At 48.3% G+C, this 14,039-nt stretch carries 14 protein-coding genes and 1 riboswitch; of the genes, 8 read left to right on the top strand and 6 right to left on the bottom strand.

The genetic code is table 11. From position 1 onward, the window contains the following. Positions 1–14: 14 nt before the first annotated feature. Entirely contained in the window at positions 15–1,085 is a 1,071-nt protein-coding gene (locus tag ACX9NY_RS20755) for a Gfo/Idh/MocA family protein (protein WP_339261295.1), read from the top strand. A 90-nt stretch (positions 1,086–1,175) separates the two neighbouring features. Here ACX9NY_RS20755 and ACX9NY_RS20750 read toward each other — a convergent pair whose 3' ends face one another. Both ACX9NY_RS20750 and ACX9NY_RS20745 read right to left on the bottom strand, forming a co-directional pair. Then, entirely contained in the window at positions 1,176–1,544 is a 369-nt protein-coding gene (locus tag ACX9NY_RS20750; RefSeq protein WP_124117824.1) for a hypothetical protein, read from the bottom strand. Between the two features lie 97 nt (positions 1,545–1,641). Continuing rightward, positions 1,642–4,230, bottom strand: a complete 2,589-nt coding sequence (locus ACX9NY_RS20745; protein WP_472474807.1) for a UvrD-helicase domain-containing protein — start codon at positions 4,228–4,230, stop codon at positions 1,642–1,644. Positions 4,231–4,797: 567 nt separating this feature from the next. On the opposite strand from ACX9NY_RS20745, the gene ACX9NY_RS20740 reads away from it, so the two are divergent. Continuing rightward, positions 4,798–5,613, top strand: a complete 816-nt coding sequence (locus ACX9NY_RS20740) for a zinc ribbon domain-containing protein (RefSeq protein WP_472474805.1) — start codon at positions 4,798–4,800, stop codon at positions 5,611–5,613. Between the two features lie 68 nt (positions 5,614–5,681). Next, positions 5,682–6,488, top strand: coding sequence for a TrmB family transcriptional regulator (locus tag ACX9NY_RS20735; RefSeq protein ID WP_339258654.1), 807 nt, complete (start codon positions 5,682–5,684; stop codon positions 6,486–6,488). Positions 6,489–6,762: 274 nt separating this feature from the next. On the opposite strand, the gene ACX9NY_RS20730 is transcribed toward ACX9NY_RS20735, so the two are convergent. Further along, positions 6,763–7,416, bottom strand: a complete 654-nt coding sequence (locus ACX9NY_RS20730) for an NUDIX hydrolase (RefSeq protein WP_472474803.1) — start codon at positions 7,414–7,416, stop codon at positions 6,763–6,765. Between the two features lie 79 nt (positions 7,417–7,495). Here ACX9NY_RS20730 and ACX9NY_RS20725 point away from each other — a divergent pair, with 79 nt between their 5' ends. Beyond that, entirely contained in the window at positions 7,496–7,798 is a 303-nt protein-coding gene (locus ACX9NY_RS20725) for a hypothetical protein (RefSeq protein WP_017690846.1), read from the top strand. Positions 7,799–8,032: 234 nt separating this feature from the next. On the opposite strand, the gene mscL is transcribed toward ACX9NY_RS20725, so the two are convergent. Next, complete coding sequence (gene mscL, locus ACX9NY_RS20720; protein ID WP_339239358.1) at positions 8,033–8,527, bottom strand: large conductance mechanosensitive channel protein MscL; 495 nt, start codon at positions 8,525–8,527, stop codon at positions 8,033–8,035. A 272-nt stretch (positions 8,528–8,799) separates the two neighbouring features. Beyond that, positions 8,800–8,899: riboswitch (purine riboswitch) on the top strand. A gap of 300 nt (positions 8,900–9,199) precedes the next feature. Here mscL and ACX9NY_RS20715 point away from each other — a divergent pair. Further along, complete coding sequence (locus ACX9NY_RS20715; protein ID WP_036613196.1) at positions 9,200–9,787, top strand: xanthine phosphoribosyltransferase; 588 nt, start codon at positions 9,200–9,202, stop codon at positions 9,785–9,787. Position 9,788: 1 nt separating this feature from the next. Further along, complete coding sequence (locus ACX9NY_RS20710) at positions 9,789–11,150, top strand: nucleobase:cation symporter-2 family protein (protein WP_472474800.1); 1,362 nt, start codon at positions 9,789–9,791, stop codon at positions 11,148–11,150. 280 nt (positions 11,151–11,430) lie between these two features. Here ACX9NY_RS20710 and ACX9NY_RS20705 read toward each other — a convergent pair whose 3' ends face one another. Both ACX9NY_RS20705 and ACX9NY_RS20700 read right to left on the bottom strand, forming a co-directional pair. Continuing rightward, positions 11,431–11,769 (bottom strand): DUF4870 domain-containing protein, encoded by a 339-nt coding sequence (locus ACX9NY_RS20705; protein ID WP_076332729.1) that lies wholly within the window; start codon positions 11,767–11,769, stop codon positions 11,431–11,433. A 95-nt stretch (positions 11,770–11,864) separates the two neighbouring features. After that, positions 11,865–12,143: a transposase gene (locus tag ACX9NY_RS20700; RefSeq protein WP_091018633.1), complete on the bottom strand. Its 279-nt coding sequence runs from the start codon at positions 12,141–12,143 to the stop codon at positions 11,865–11,867. 400 nt (positions 12,144–12,543) lie between these two features. On the opposite strand from ACX9NY_RS20700, the gene ACX9NY_RS20695 reads away from it, so the two are divergent. Together ACX9NY_RS20695 and map are read left to right on the top strand one after the other, a co-directional pair. Beyond that, positions 12,544–12,732 (top strand): hypothetical protein, encoded by a 189-nt coding sequence (locus ACX9NY_RS20695; protein ID WP_017690840.1) that lies wholly within the window; start codon positions 12,544–12,546, stop codon positions 12,730–12,732. Between the two features lie 133 nt (positions 12,733–12,865). Beyond that, the gene (map, locus tag ACX9NY_RS20690; RefSeq protein ID WP_339239360.1) at positions 12,866–13,627 is read left to right on the top strand and encodes a type I methionyl aminopeptidase; all 762 of its coding nucleotides are present in this window, start codon (positions 12,866–12,868) and stop codon (positions 13,625–13,627) included. Positions 13,628–14,039: the final 412 nt, after the last annotated feature.

The following is a 14,039-nucleotide window of genomic DNA, read 5'->3' as shown; positions in this document are numbered from 1 at the left end:
AAGGGAGGACGATGATGAGCACGAAACAAATGCTGCACATTGGAATGATCGGTACAGGATCCATCTCGGATCTTCATATGAGGTGTTACGCCAAAAATGAGGATGCTGTCATCTATGCCATCTGTGATCTGAACGAAGAGCGGGCTAAAGCTGCGGCACAGAAGTATGATGCTCAATCCGTGTACACCGATTATCGGGAGATGCTGGAGGACCCGCATGTCGATGCCGTCAGTATCTGTACCTGGAATAATACACATGCGGAATTCGCCATTGCTGCACTGGAGGCAGGCAAGCACGTACTGTTGGAGAAACCGGTCGCAACCAATGTGGAAGATGCACTGCGGATTGAAGAAGCGGTGAAGAAGAGCGGACGTACGTTTATCGTTGGATTTGTGCGGCGGTATGACAACAATATGCAGATGATGCGCAGATTCATAGATGCCGGAGAGTTTGGTGAATTGTATTATGCCAAAGCTTCCATTCTGCGTCGTCACGGTAATCCAGGCGGTTGGTTCGCTGACAAAAGCCGTTCTGGCGGAGGCCCACTGATTGATTTGGGCGTACATATCATTGACCAGTGTTGGTATTTGATGGGCAAGCCCAAGCCTGTTTCCGTCAGTGGTAATACGTATCGGAAGCTGGGCAATCGTGCCCATATCGAACATCTTTCTTTTTACAAAGCAGCCGACTACAGCGCAGCTGTGAATGACGTGGAAGATATGGCGAATGCACTCATTCGGTTTGAAAATGGGGCTTCGCTGGCGGTGGATGTAAGCTTTACCCTGCATGCACGCGGAGATGAATCTTCAGTGAAATTATACGGTGAGCGTGGTGGGTTCGAATTGGAGCCGGAGACAATCATCGTCACGGAGAAAAATAATACCATCCTGAATATTGAACCTCAGACGGACAATACGGGTCTCCATATTCATAGTGCATTTCAGAACCAGATCGACCACTTTGTGGATTGTTGCCTGAACGGGACGGAGCCGATCAGTCCAATTGCGGATGGGGTGGCTTCCACACGCATGCTGTGCGGAATCTACGAATCCGCTGAGAAAGGCCAGGAGATTCGTCTGGATTGAGTCCAGTGTACGGGACGGTTATTCTTCGTAATATTAAAAAGCATGCGTCTTCCGCGTGATCTGCGGTTGCGCATGCTTTTTCGCATCAGGTCATTTATTCAGTGGTGAATTCTCGTATCCAGGGTCATCATAATCCGTATCCTGCAGCCTTGGAAGCACGTTCATGCTCTCAATCGCCTGCCGGGTATCCGGCGTGCCATGGTCATACAGAAAAGTGTACAGCAGAGTCATGCCATCCGAAAATTGCTCTGTTGCCTCATCGTGGTCTGCCGATTTGTAGGGTACGGGAGCCCGTTGCAATGTGTAGGCATCGTCATCCTCCAGCACCTTCATCAGGTCTTTTAATCGGCCCAACTGTTCGTCATCCACCAACACCTCAAAGGGTGTAGATTCGTTCTTTGTTTGTTCAATCAAGTTATGAGTTACCGATACATACAGATGTTGTTTGCCGTCCTGCATAATCCAACCCCCATTCTGAAATGGAAAAAAGACGCTTCTACTGTTAATAAACAGCAAAAAGCGCCCTGAAACGAGCTATATCTGTATCCCGTATCGTTTATTTCCCAAATCTCCCCGTTACAGGAACTTGGCGGGTACCGGCCTCCATCGATCCTGAACACAGGGGACAGGCGGGAGGGCCGGATGATGCCTTCTTGTTTGTTTTGGCAGAAGGCACAGCCGGTTTCTGTCTTAGCCACGCTTTACAGGTGGACGAACTGCATTTCCAGACCGCAACGGTCTCCGTGCGCTCAGCATTACCCGAGGCTGAACCTGAACTGTGGGACTGTATACGGGAGGAACTCGCAGCTGTTGGACTTATACCTGTGGTACTGAACGCCTTATGATTGCGAATTTCCCCACTACCACGCCGTTCTCCAAGGCGATCCTCATCCCGTTCATTGTGGACCTCGAAGTCACGACGGTCACTGTGGTTGATGGCACGGCGTTGTGCTACATCCCGACCTTCGGAACGGCCACCCGACCCCGAACGGGCATATGATCCATTGCCTTTGCCATATGAAGTCGGGCTGCTGGTCCGACTCTCCTCACGAGGTTTGCGTTTATCCGGAACTTCCATGCCGAAGGCTTCAAGCAGGAAGCGGGACACATCCGCTGGCTTTCCGTGATGAGATGCGGGTGAAGTGACATACAAGTACTGCTTGGCCCTTGTGATGGCAACATAGGCAAGCCTGCGTTCTTCCTCCAAGGCCATGTCCAGCTCGGCGTCTGTCTGCTGCACAGCAAGCGCAGCCTTTTGATCTTCGGGGATATCCTGTCGCAGTGCTGTACTGTGAGGCACAATTCCCTCACTGGCTCCGATCCAGTACACACAAGGGAACTCCAGTCCTTTGGCCCGGTGAATGGTCATCAACTGTACTGCGTCACTGTCCTGTGCGCGGCGTAGAGATTCCATCTCCCGTTGTCTGCGGGATAACTCATCCGCGAACTGGATGAACTCTTCCACCGTTTCGAATTTTTTGACGGCAGCTTCGAATTCATCCAGGGTTTCCAGCATCGTTTCCTTATAATGGGTGAAGATGCTGGGATCACCACTTTCCATATACTTGTCGTAGAACTGCCTGCGCATTTCCTGAATGGCGATAATTGGCTTTAGTTTGTGCAGTGATTTGATCAGCTTGATGCGCTCTTTGACCTGTTCCTGCTGGAATGGTTTCAGCTTGTCCCATTTCACCAGATGGATGAGTGGATATTTCTTCGCCTGTTGTTGTTCGCAGCGCTGTATCCATTCCAGGCCAGCATCCCTTGAAACGTAGAGCGGTCCCAGCGCACTGGGAAGAGCATCCATGGCTCGTGGATCAAGAGACAGACGCAGATGATCCATCAGGGGCCTGATGAGAGACTGGTCGTAGAACACCGGGGAGGCACCATGCTGCACAAAAGGCACATCTTTCAACACAAGCTGCTCGAATACAGCCCGGCTGCTGCTTGCAGTCCGGTGAAGAATCGCAATATCACGATAGGTGTGCTGCCCTTCTTCAACCTGTTGGCAGAGCTGATTCACGACCCATGCCGCTTCTTCCTCCGCATTGGATGGTGTGGCGAAACGTGGTGCATCTCCGCGGTTTCCGGCGGCACGCAGCCGTTTGTCACGTCTGCGTTTATTACGGGCGACCAATTCGCTTCCGAGTCCAAGAATGCGTGCATCACTGCGATAATTGATATCCAGCGTCACAATGCGTGCACCGGGGTATACTTTATCGAATTCCAAAATCGATTCCTGGCGTGCGCCATTAAAGGTATAGATCGTCTGGTCATCATCTCCTACAACCATCAGGTTGCGGTGGGCGGAAGCCAGTTTTTGCACAATCTCATATTGCAGATGGTTGGTATCCTGGAACTCATCCACCATAATGTACTGAAAACGTTTCTGAAGCGGCCCCAGGACAGCCGGGTCACGAAGCAGATCGGCAGCGCGCAGTAAAATATCGTCAAAGTCCATTTTGCCCCGCTCCTGCTTCCAGGCTTCGTAACCAAGCAGAACACGCTTGGCATCGCGTTCCTCCTGCGATTTTTCAGGCAGGTCAGTTGTTTCCCATCCTTGCATCTTCCAAGCGGACAGCATCGCCAGCAAACTTTCAGGCTGGAAGGCTTCACTCATGCCATTTTGGCGCAAAAGCATCTTGAGCACCGTATGCTGGGCCCGTGACTCGCCAAAAATCTCTTCCTGCACGCCATAATGACGCAGTAATGTCAGCGCAAAAGAGTGGAAGGTGCGAGCCTGCACGGCTCTCGCAGCTGCCGGACGTATACCTGGCAATGCGGCGATCCGGTCTTTCATCTCGGTGGCGGCTTTGTTGGTGAACGTCACCAGCAGGATACTGCCCGCATGTACACCGCTGACCTCTATGAGGTAGCCGGCTCTTGCAGCGAGTACAGTCGTTTTGCCACAACCGGCTCCGGCAAGCGTCAGAATAGGTCCTCTGCCGTGACGGACTGCCGAGATTTGTGGTGCATTTAGCTTAATGCCAGCCTCTTCCAGAGAACGAAAGTAAAAGGCATCTTGTTGATCATTGCCCACGAGTTGCCGACTGGTCTCCAGCGGAGCAGACGGGGACTGGGGCAGGGATGCCGCCGGGGTAACCCCGAGCGGACGGGGGTAGAACGTTGAGTTCGGACTTAACATGTTTCATCCACCTCTGTATGCATTCAGGGATAGGACTATCCCAGCTAAAAGTAAACCATTTGCCCTTTTCACAATCGCATTGTAAATTGGTATGATAGAGTTAGTTGCCTAATCAGGCGGTTAAGTAGGGCCAAAGCTTCATTATACCCGAACGTATGGTCTTGACGAAAGCCCCCGATTTCATCCAGTATCGGTATTAAACGGGCACCTGCACGAGATTACGCAACTTTTTGGCATGATATCGTATAAGTTATATGCCTGAGCATTTTGCATGAAAGATGTAATATGCTAATTTACCACAAGTATGTGTTCAAAAAGTCTGGTTTTCAGTAACGAGGAGATGGAATGAAGCTAGAAATGGAGTAGCGGAGCGTAGGGAAAACTACGTGAGCAACTACAATGTTTCCGAAGGAAACATACTTCGTAAGCATATTCTTATTCAGCTGAATGCCATATTCGATGCTGATGATGCCTCTGGCATCCTTCGTAATCAAAGCGGACTTTTTGAATAACCTCTAAAAATTTAAATGATAATATTGGTTTTGACGGGACAGAGGAGGAATGGTCATGAAACTGCTTCAACGCATCAAAGACGGAGCGAACAAAGCAACAGAGCGTGCCCAGCACGCCGTTGAGATTGGGAAATTGAACAACCAGATTGTGGGCTTGCAACAGGAACAGGAAGTCCATTTTACAGATATGGGTCGCATCTTCTATGAGGGTTATCGGGCACAGGATATGACGCGTGCAGAAAAAGAGATGGTGGAACTGTCGCGACTCTGCGACGAATTGCAGGACGAGATTGATGGCCTGCGCAACAAGATTGCACAGTTGAAGAATGAACGGTTGTGCGAATGTGGACATGTCGCTTCCCTGGACGCCAACTTCTGCCCTAAATGTGGACGCAAGTTGGGTGAACTCAAGACAGCAGCACCTACAGCAGGAACTGCAGGCGTTGCAGGAGCAACCACAGCTGCGAGACAAGAGGCAGCTGTGGCACAGAACCAAACTCCGGAGCCGGACTTCTACGATGCGCCAGCCGAATTGGAACTGGAGGAAGACGAGCCGTATCACACGGTCATTCCGTCCATAGCCGATCTGGAGACGGAATCCGAATATAACAGTACGGAATTTACGCAGGAAGAAAAGGAAGCGTTCGATGCAGAGTGGGAACGTCGCAGAGATGAAGAGATGCAACGGGAACGTGAGCGTCAGCAAGAACTGGACGAACGCATCCGCTACTGGAAGGAAAATAACCCAATCGTGAACAAGGTGGACGTACAGACCGAGGTTTCACGCGAAATGGTGAACTGTCAGATTTGTGCAGCCGAGCTGCCCAAAGGTTCGAAATGGTGCCCGCGTTGCGGAGCCGAACAGATCTGATGCAGTAGAAGCTCTGCCGCATCAATGTGAGGCAGTGCGGGTTGCTGACAGCATGGGGGGACGGGAATATGGACCAACTGCTGCATCATTTGCGTCATCTCGGATTTACCGAGATGGAATCTAAAATTATGGTGGAACTCGCCCGCCAGGGATCAGCTTCAGGATATGAGGTTGCGAAGCGGCTGGGCGTGTCCCGTTCCAATGTATATGCGACTCTGCAACGGCTGGAACAACGTGGTTTCCTGCGGTGCAGTCCGGGGGAGCCTGCGAAGTATAGTGTGCTGAAGCCTGAGGAGATGACACGTATGATCTCCGATCAGATGCGTACCTCTCTGGATTATGTCCAGAGCAGCATGCCCAAGAGTGAACCGGAGAAGCCTGTCTTCTATAACATTGAGGGTGACAAAAATGTGTTTGAGAATCTGAGCCGTGAATTGGCTGAGGCTCAGCATGAGATTGTTGTCGACGTCTGGCGTGAAGAGGCAGAGCTGTTACGTAATGATTTACAGCAAGCTGAAGCTCGCGGTGTACGGCTGTTATGGTCGTGTGATGGTGGTGAAGGCATGCTGGATCAGCCTGTCCCTTGGCCGGGGTTGCCTTTGTATGGAGCGGGTAACGGTCGGAAATTCTCTCTGGTCATAGACCGCCGCTGGTGCATGCTGGGCATGCGCGGGGAATCATGCGCTACGCAGGCAGTGGTGACGGAGCATCCGGTAATGACCGGGTTGCTGCTGAATCATTTTGCTCAAGAACTGGTATTGTACGAGCTGGAACAGGATATGGGTGAGGAACTGGAGTCCCGCTATGGACACCGGTACGAAGAACTCTCAGCACGGTACTGGTCTTCGCCTTCAGGAGAGGGCGGGAAGAGCTAGGCAGATCATTGATGAATTCACTCCCGATGGAGTGAACATCTAGCACAAAAGTACCTTTCCTGATCTTGATGAAACAATACTTGCGTACATAAAGCAGGCGCTGCCCGAGAGGCAGACGCCTGTTTATGCTGGTTTGAGGTATGACAGTGATGTTCGTCACAGCATCTGTTTCCAGTCAGGTCAATAGTAAAGGTATGAAGTGATGCTATTTTTGAGAAAATGAAGCTATGAACATTCGATTGAACTGGATCGGGTTGAACCGGATTGTACATGATCAATCTTTGGGCACGTGATACAGTGCTTCCAGCACGTCCGTATAATAAGCAGTGCCATGAGGCACAAATTCCGTTGCCCGAATCTCACGAACGATACGCTCCGGTTGATAAGCTGCATGATCGCTTGACGGCTGAGTCTGAACTCCGGTAGCTTGAATGACGTCGATTTCACTGCGGAACAGAGCGAGTAGATCATCCAGCGGCACCTCATACAGGCTATCCACCTCGCTGGGCTGCAGAACGTAGGCTTCAAGCGGCTGGTTCAGACATAATCCATAGACAGCACTGAATTCCCGATCTACGAATGGAACACCACGAACTTCTCCTTGGAGCTGCTGTGTAGCCGTGAATAGATAGGTCAGTGCATTGAAAGATACATCTACACCCAATTCTTCCTCCAGCTCACGACTGGCGTCTTGCAGTTGTTCACCTGCGGTGAGATGGCCTGCTGCTGTAATGTCGTAACATCCAGGAAAGGTATCCTTAACATCACGCCGCCGCTGAAAAAGAACCTGACGTTGTTCGCCTTCGTCACGCACAATCCAGCAGTGGAATGAACGGTGCCAATATCCTTTGGCATGGACCTCGCTACGTGGCGCTGTACCGATCCAATGTTGCTGATCATCATAAATGTCGAAACGTTCTGGGCTCATGAAACGTATCTCCTTATATAGCAGTTTTTAAAGTTCAAAATTTCACAAAGTCTGTTTTAAACGAAAGGGGAACGATCGTATGGAATGCATTGTACACTTTCAGGTGATTTATCCGCAACCTCAGGAGCGTAAAAGCCTTCGAGGACTTATATTTGTAGGGCAAGGTCAGGAACCGGCTAATAGTCAGTTAAGCAGCATGTTTAAGGATATGGGATTCAATGTACGTTTGGAAGATGAGGCTCAATTGTTGTTCAAGCCAGTGGATGCTTCGGCAAACTTTGAATATATTCGCGTGACAGAACTGGACACCGGAGAAGAAGTTTACAAGGAAGATAAGGATCTGAAGTCGATTCTGGAGCATTTGCTGCCACGCCGTTTCTAGTTCATAAAGATGGGGCGAATGAAATTCAACGGGGCAGTAAATGTAATACATGTATGTAAGGCATAAAAGAAGGCCCCACCTTTACGGTGGAACCTTCAAGCTACGCCATATCGTATTAAGTCTTTGTGCTTAGCTTTTCATACATATACCCTAACAAGTCGGGAAGTTGTTCTCGGCATTCGCATCAGGATTTATCAGGAAGCCACATCGGTGTACGATTTAACCCAATTGTAATTACGCTGTTGCGCCGCTTCCTTCTGGTTCCAGCTCTGAAGTACAGTGTGAGCAGCGGGTAGCCGCGGCTGGGATTTCAGATAGGCAATACTTGCAAGCCTTGGTCGTTTTTTGCGGCTCGGGCTTTTTGTGTTCCTTGCTTTTGAGGTAGTTGATACCCTTCACAAGCATGAAGATACAGAACGCAACGATAAGAAAATCAATCATGACGTTGATGAACTGACCATAAGCAATTACGGTAGCCCCAGCTTCGTTAGCTTGAGCAAGTGTGGTGATGTCCTGTCCATTTGCTGTTTTCATATCCCGATCCAGGTTGATGATTTTCTGACTGAAGTCGATTCCACCCAGCAGTTTTCCTACCGGAGGCATGATGATATCATTCACAAGCGATGTGACGATTTTACCAAAAGCAGCCCCAATAATCACACCGACCGCCAGATCGATGACGTTGCCGCGGACGGCAAACTCCTTGAATTCTTTAAGTACGCCTTTCATGTCTGCATATCTCCTTTGATCATTTCAATTCATAATGTAGGCCGCGGTTCCATCCATTCTCCGTTCGGATCCGCGCTTCCGTTCTCATATTGTACATAAAAAATGGATTCCTATCACCCCCTGTTTGCAAATTAAGACAAGTTTCCGCAACTTCCATGAAAATACTTCTTTATTTCATGCCGCCGATTCGGTATACTTCTAACATTGTCAGTTATGTATAGCCTTTTACATTCAGGTTCGCGATCATACATTGTAACGAATCATGGAGCCAAAAAATTAAATATGCCGTTACTCGTATATGTGCAGGAATAGGCCTGCATGTCTCTACCCGATCACCGGAATGATCGGACTACGGGAAAGATGTTGCAATGTTTTGTATGGTTGGCATGAGATCATTCTCAGACAGTTTCACTGAAGAGCAGGTTCAAGTAGCTTTTATCTGTTTCTGGATAGACTGTATGGAGTTTGACGTCTCAGGAGTGAACTTCGGCTCTAATGTCCTTCCAGTACATTTGCAGCATCCATACGGCTTGTCCATATACGTACAAGTCCGTCTTTTCCCGTCTCCGGTTATTCCGCAGCGTGTGAAAAGGCGGGCTTTTTGCTTTTTACCATGAGATCGAAGAGGCATGTGGGTTTCTGTGCGGAGGGCATTCAGGGGGAAGAATTGCAATGCAATTGTTAAAAGACAAGGTAAGACAGGAAGGTATTGTCCTGTCCGAGCAAGTACTCAAAGTGGATTCATTTCTGAACCACCAGATGGACCCGGTTCTGATGAAGGAAGTGGGCAAGGAATTCATTCGTCGTTTTGAAGGCGAAAATATCACACGTGTGCTAACGATTGAATCGTCAGGGATTGCGCCAGGCATCATGACCGCGTTGGAGCTGAACGTACCACTTATTTTTGCACGGAAGCAGAAGTCGCTCACACTGACGGAAGACATTCTGGTGGAGAAGGTCTACTCCTTCACGAAGCAAGAAACGAATGAAATTACCGTTGCCAAGAAATTCATGAAGCCTGGGGATCGCGTATTGATCATTGACGATTTTCTGGCAAACGGTGAAGCAGCATTTGGGCTGGCTCGCATTGTGGAGCAGGTTGGAGCAGAAGTGGTTGGCATCGGTATTGTTATTGAAAAAGCATTCCAACCGGGAGGTCGCTTGCTGAAAGAAGCAGGATACCGTGTGGAATCACTGGTTCGCATCGGGGCTTTGTCAGATGGACAGGTTACATTTGCGGACGAGGAGGGCACGAACTAATATGGCACGCGAACGTATTTTTCAGCGGCATCGGCATCCAATCAAAACGTTCTCACTCGGACTTCAACATGTGCTTGCCATGTATGCAGGAGCCGTTGTCGTTCCACTGATCGTTAGTAACGCACTGGGCTTTACACAGGAACAGTTAACCTATCTCATTGCCATTGATTTGCTCGCATGTGGTGTGGCTACACTGCTTCAGGTATGGGGAAATAAATATTTCGGTGTAGGACTGCCTGTCATGCTCGGTTGTGCATTCCAAGCTGTGTCTCCAATGATTCTCATTGGGATGAACAGTGGGGTATCTGCCATTTACGGGGCGATTATCGCTTCAGGGCTGTTTGTATTGATCTTCTCTGGTCTTTTTGGGAAGTTGATTAGGCTTTTCCCTCCTGTTGTGACAGGTTCCGTTGTGACCATAATTGGTCTGACGCTGATCCCGGTTGCTTTCCATGATCTGGGTGGTGGTCAGGGTTCAGAAGATTTTGGCAGCGGTGTGAACTTGTTGCTCGGTTTTGGTGTGTTGGTCTTTATTATTTTGATGACTCGTTTTACAACTGGATTCATCCGTTCCATCTCGGTACTGATTGGTCTGCTCGTTGGTACGGTGGCGGCAGGATTTATGGGCGAGGTTAATTTTGCTCCTATTCGCGATGCAGGCTGGTTCCATGTTGTTCAGCCGTTTTACTTCGGTACACCGACCTTTGAGATTGTGCCTATCTTGACAATGATTCTGGTGGCGATTGTCAGCGTGGCTGAATCCACAGGTGTATTTATGGCTTTGGGCAAAATTTTGGACAAGGACCTGTCCTCCAAGGATCTGGCCCGTGGGTATCGTGCAGAGGGCCTGGCCATTGTGTTAGGTGGTATTTTCAACTCATTCCCGTATACAACGTATTCGCAAAATGTAGGGCTGGTACAGATGACACGTGTGAAGACACGTGATGTCATTGTTGTGGCTGGTGGAATCCTGGTGGTCATCGGATTTGTGCCAAAGATTGCGGCTCTCGCACAGCTCGTTCCAGGGGCAGTTCTTGGTGGAGCTATGGTGGCTTTGTTCGGCATGGTGGTATCATCCGGTATCCGAATTATCGGTAGTCAGGTCGATCTGAATCGTCATGAAAATCTGTTTGTCATTGCTTGTTCTGTAGGCATGGGGCTGGGAGTTACCGTTGTACCTGAGTTGTTCGCTGGTGCACCGGACTGGGCTCAGATTATGCTCGGTAACGGCATCATAGCAGGAAGCTTCACAGCGATTTTCATGAACCTGCTGTTCAACGGTCTGGGCACCAAGGAAACAGCTGCCAAAATGGCTGAGCAACAAGCAGATGCCATCCTTGGAGAAGCAGATAAGTCGGCTTAATAGCCGAACTAGACCTATAATCCAGCATGATTGTTATGTTAACGTCTTGGAAATTAACCTTAACAAGATGAACATTTAAGCAGGTTGATACATCGTGATTTACAGCATGAATGGTTTATGACATCTATCATTTATGTTGTGAATGTTCAATCACATGAATAAGTCACCTTTACATGCTAAACAACGAATGTATATAGAAGCCGATATATAATTAAAAGACGATCCACACCCTGTTTGAAAGGGGGGATCGTCTTTTCTTTTGCATCATGTCTTCCTAAAGTTACAGATGGCGCATCTGTTTCTCTGCAAAATCGCCAACCCACGGCAGCTTTAGCCATTTCCCCTGCAAGCTGGTGACCACCATGATGAGCCAGACCACCACACCGAGCAGGGATAACAAGGATGCCACCAATGGTCCAAATAAGGGAAGAAAAGTCGATAATACATGCCCAACCATAATGATGCCAAAGACGGTTACGGATTGCAGCGCATGAAATAGCACGAACCGACTCCGCTTCTCTACCGCGAGAAAAACAATCCCGCCTACAAAGGTAAACAGATAACAGAGCATACCGGCAATATTTTCATCCAGACCGCTAGACGATTTCATGGGGGACATCCGGTCCAGCCTCCTTTAACCTTTTTTTATTAGGCTATGAAGGAGATGGACAGAACTGAACCTGTGAATTTATCCGACTAACAAATCAAACAATATTATCTTCCGCCCTCGATCTGTCTGCGAGGGTTTGTGATCTTGCCCATTTTATCTGTATCGTTTTCCTTGGGAACCAATCTTTCATCGGTACGTCCTTCATGATGATTATCAAAAGCATACTCCGTCAGCTTCCATTCTGACTTGCCGAGAACGGGATCTGCCGGGAAGTGTTGCCCACGATGCAGATGTTCCTCACGTCCAGCTTCGTTGATATATACTCCGTCGACTTCCACCTTTTCATGTGAAAGGGGCAGCATATCCTGTTCTTTGCGTTCCATGAAACGGCGCCTCCTTTTAGATACCATTAATTTAACTGTATGGGTTGTCCGTGATAATATCCCCCGAATAGTTCAGTGTTATGCTGGATATATTAATTCCGTATAGAATGGTGGCATTCATAACATATGATTCGGAATTAAACTTTTTGGGCATGAAAACCGTTATATTTATTAGAGGAAATCGTCAAGTCGTAAGATACTTCCGAATATGATACAATAAGATTATGATTCATTCCGAATCATATCGGGTATTTATAGTGTCAGGTACTTGCTTTCTAGCGAGGTTCCCGACCTAAAGCTTGCTTTAAGCCGCGCACACAACTTCATGGATGGCATTTAAGACTTATTCGGCATTCTCTAAACGGAGCATTCACTTTCAACGTTTTGGGAGGGAATTACAATGGCAACGAAAGGTCACAATGAGGTCAAAGAAAGTTTGAGGGAAATGACTCGGATTTTCCGTCCTAAAGATCCAAAAAAATTCGTGAAGGAGTACGTGAGAAAATACCGGATTACGGGTGGATACGAGGAAGAATTGACTTCTGTGGTTGAGCATGAGCTTGTCAAGATGGATTCTTCCGTGTCCTGAAACAACACACAACTCTGATTATACTGTTCCGATAATGAATAGAACCGTCTTCCGGGCGATAAGCTCCGGCAGACGGTTTTTTTTGCGTTCCTGCTGCATATATATGGGAGTACACCTACAGCGGGAAGGATGAATGCATGTGGACCCTATTTTAAAAACCAAAGAAGAGATTGGCTACATGCGGGAAGCTGGACGAATTTTGCGAAGTTGTCACCAACATATTGAGCAGTGGATGATACCTGGGATCACGACAGCGGAGATCAACGAGCGGGTGGAAGGGTTTCTGGCAGCACATGGGGCCACACCGGAGCAGAAAGGATATAAAGGATATCCGTACGCCACATGTGCCTCTGTCAATGAAGTGGTCTGCCACGGATTTCCGGGAGAAGAAGAACTGGCGAGTGGGGATGTAGTGACCATTGATATGGTGGTGAACAAAGACGGCTGGCTTGCTGACTCGGCCTGGACATATGGCATTGGTGAACCAAGCAGATCCATTCGCAAGCTGATGAGACGCACGGAGAAGGCCCTTGAGCGGGCGATTGCCCAGGCAGTTCCAGGGAATACGCTCGGAGATATTGGAAGTGCCATTGAACGAACAGCCAGATTGTATCGTTACGGAATTGTAAAGCCCCTCATCGGTCATGGAATTGGTCAATATATTCATGAGCCGCCAAATGTGTTGCCGTATGGCAAACGCAGAACGGGCACGATGCTCACCGAGGGCATGGTCATTACCATTGAACCCATATTTACGAAAGGCAGTTCCGGGGCCGTTGTATGGGATGAAGATGGATGGACAGTAAGGACGGTAGATGGCAGCTGGGGAGTGCAGTATGAGCATACAGTTGCGATTACTGGGGATGGCCCCTTGATTCTGACCAATGGTACATGAGAAGAATTAAGGTGAAGGTGAAGATGAGGAAATGAATTGAACCTTTCGGAGGAATGCTCCATGCTGTTTTGAGCTTGAATGTAGCGGTATGGAGCGATAGGTATGTTTTCTGAATGGACATGGAAGAGGTCTTCCATAAAATCGGACCTTTCTTTTGCATAATATCGCATGTTTTGAATGTGAGAAAAATCACCAATAAATCGAGTTTTATCACCGAAATTTGGCAAAAATTTTCAAATGTAGAGTGTAATACTTTTAACTGAAATCGTTTGCAAATCAAGTTGTAGAGCGGTTTTTTACATAAAGTGAACAATTTGTGAACATGTGTCCAAAGATTGACAAAATCATACCCTCAACTTATATTTAATAAGTGATTGAAGCATATAGAATGAATTGGAAGAATGCGCAGACA

The sequence above is a fragment of the Paenibacillus sp. CB74 genome, assembly GCF_055687625.1.
This window is presented reverse-complemented; position numbering and strand designations above follow the sequence as displayed.

Coding starts and splice junctions, on each gene's coding strand:
- ACX9NY_RS20710 (WP_472474800.1), top strand. CDS start 9,789: ATGGCACGCGAACGTATTTTTCAGCGGCATCGGCATCCAATCAAAACG.
- map (WP_339239360.1), top strand. CDS start 12,866: ATGCATGTGGACCCTATTTTAAAAACCAAAGAAGAGATTGGCTACATG.
- ACX9NY_RS20695 (WP_017690840.1), top strand. CDS start 12,544: ATGGCAACGAAAGGTCACAATGAGGTCAAAGAAAGTTTGAGGGAAATG.
- ACX9NY_RS20725 (WP_017690846.1), top strand. CDS start 7,496: ATGGAATGCATTGTACACTTTCAGGTGATTTATCCGCAACCTCAGGAG.
- ACX9NY_RS20750 (WP_124117824.1), bottom strand. CDS start 1,544: ATGCAGGACGGCAAACAACATCTGTATGTATCGGTAACTCATAACTTG.
- mscL (WP_339239358.1), bottom strand. CDS start 8,527: ATGAAAGGCGTACTTAAAGAATTCAAGGAGTTTGCCGTCCGCGGCAAC.
- ACX9NY_RS20730 (WP_472474803.1), bottom strand. CDS start 7,416: ATGAGCCCAGAACGTTTCGACATTTATGATGATCAGCAACATTGGATC.
- ACX9NY_RS20715 (WP_036613196.1), top strand. CDS start 9,200: ATGCAATTGTTAAAAGACAAGGTAAGACAGGAAGGTATTGTCCTGTCC.
- ACX9NY_RS20755 (WP_339261295.1), top strand. CDS start 15: ATGAGCACGAAACAAATGCTGCACATTGGAATGATCGGTACAGGATCC.
- ACX9NY_RS20735 (WP_339258654.1), top strand. CDS start 5,682: ATGGACCAACTGCTGCATCATTTGCGTCATCTCGGATTTACCGAGATG.
- ACX9NY_RS20700 (WP_091018633.1), bottom strand. CDS start 12,143: ATGGAACGCAAAGAACAGGATATGCTGCCCCTTTCACATGAAAAGGTG.
- ACX9NY_RS20745 (WP_472474807.1), bottom strand. CDS start 4,230: ATGTTAAGTCCGAACTCAACGTTCTACCCCCGTCCGCTCGGGGTTACC.
- ACX9NY_RS20705 (WP_076332729.1), bottom strand. CDS start 11,769: ATGTCCCCCATGAAATCGTCTAGCGGTCTGGATGAAAATATTGCCGGT.
- ACX9NY_RS20740 (WP_472474805.1), top strand. CDS start 4,798: ATGAAACTGCTTCAACGCATCAAAGACGGAGCGAACAAAGCAACAGAG.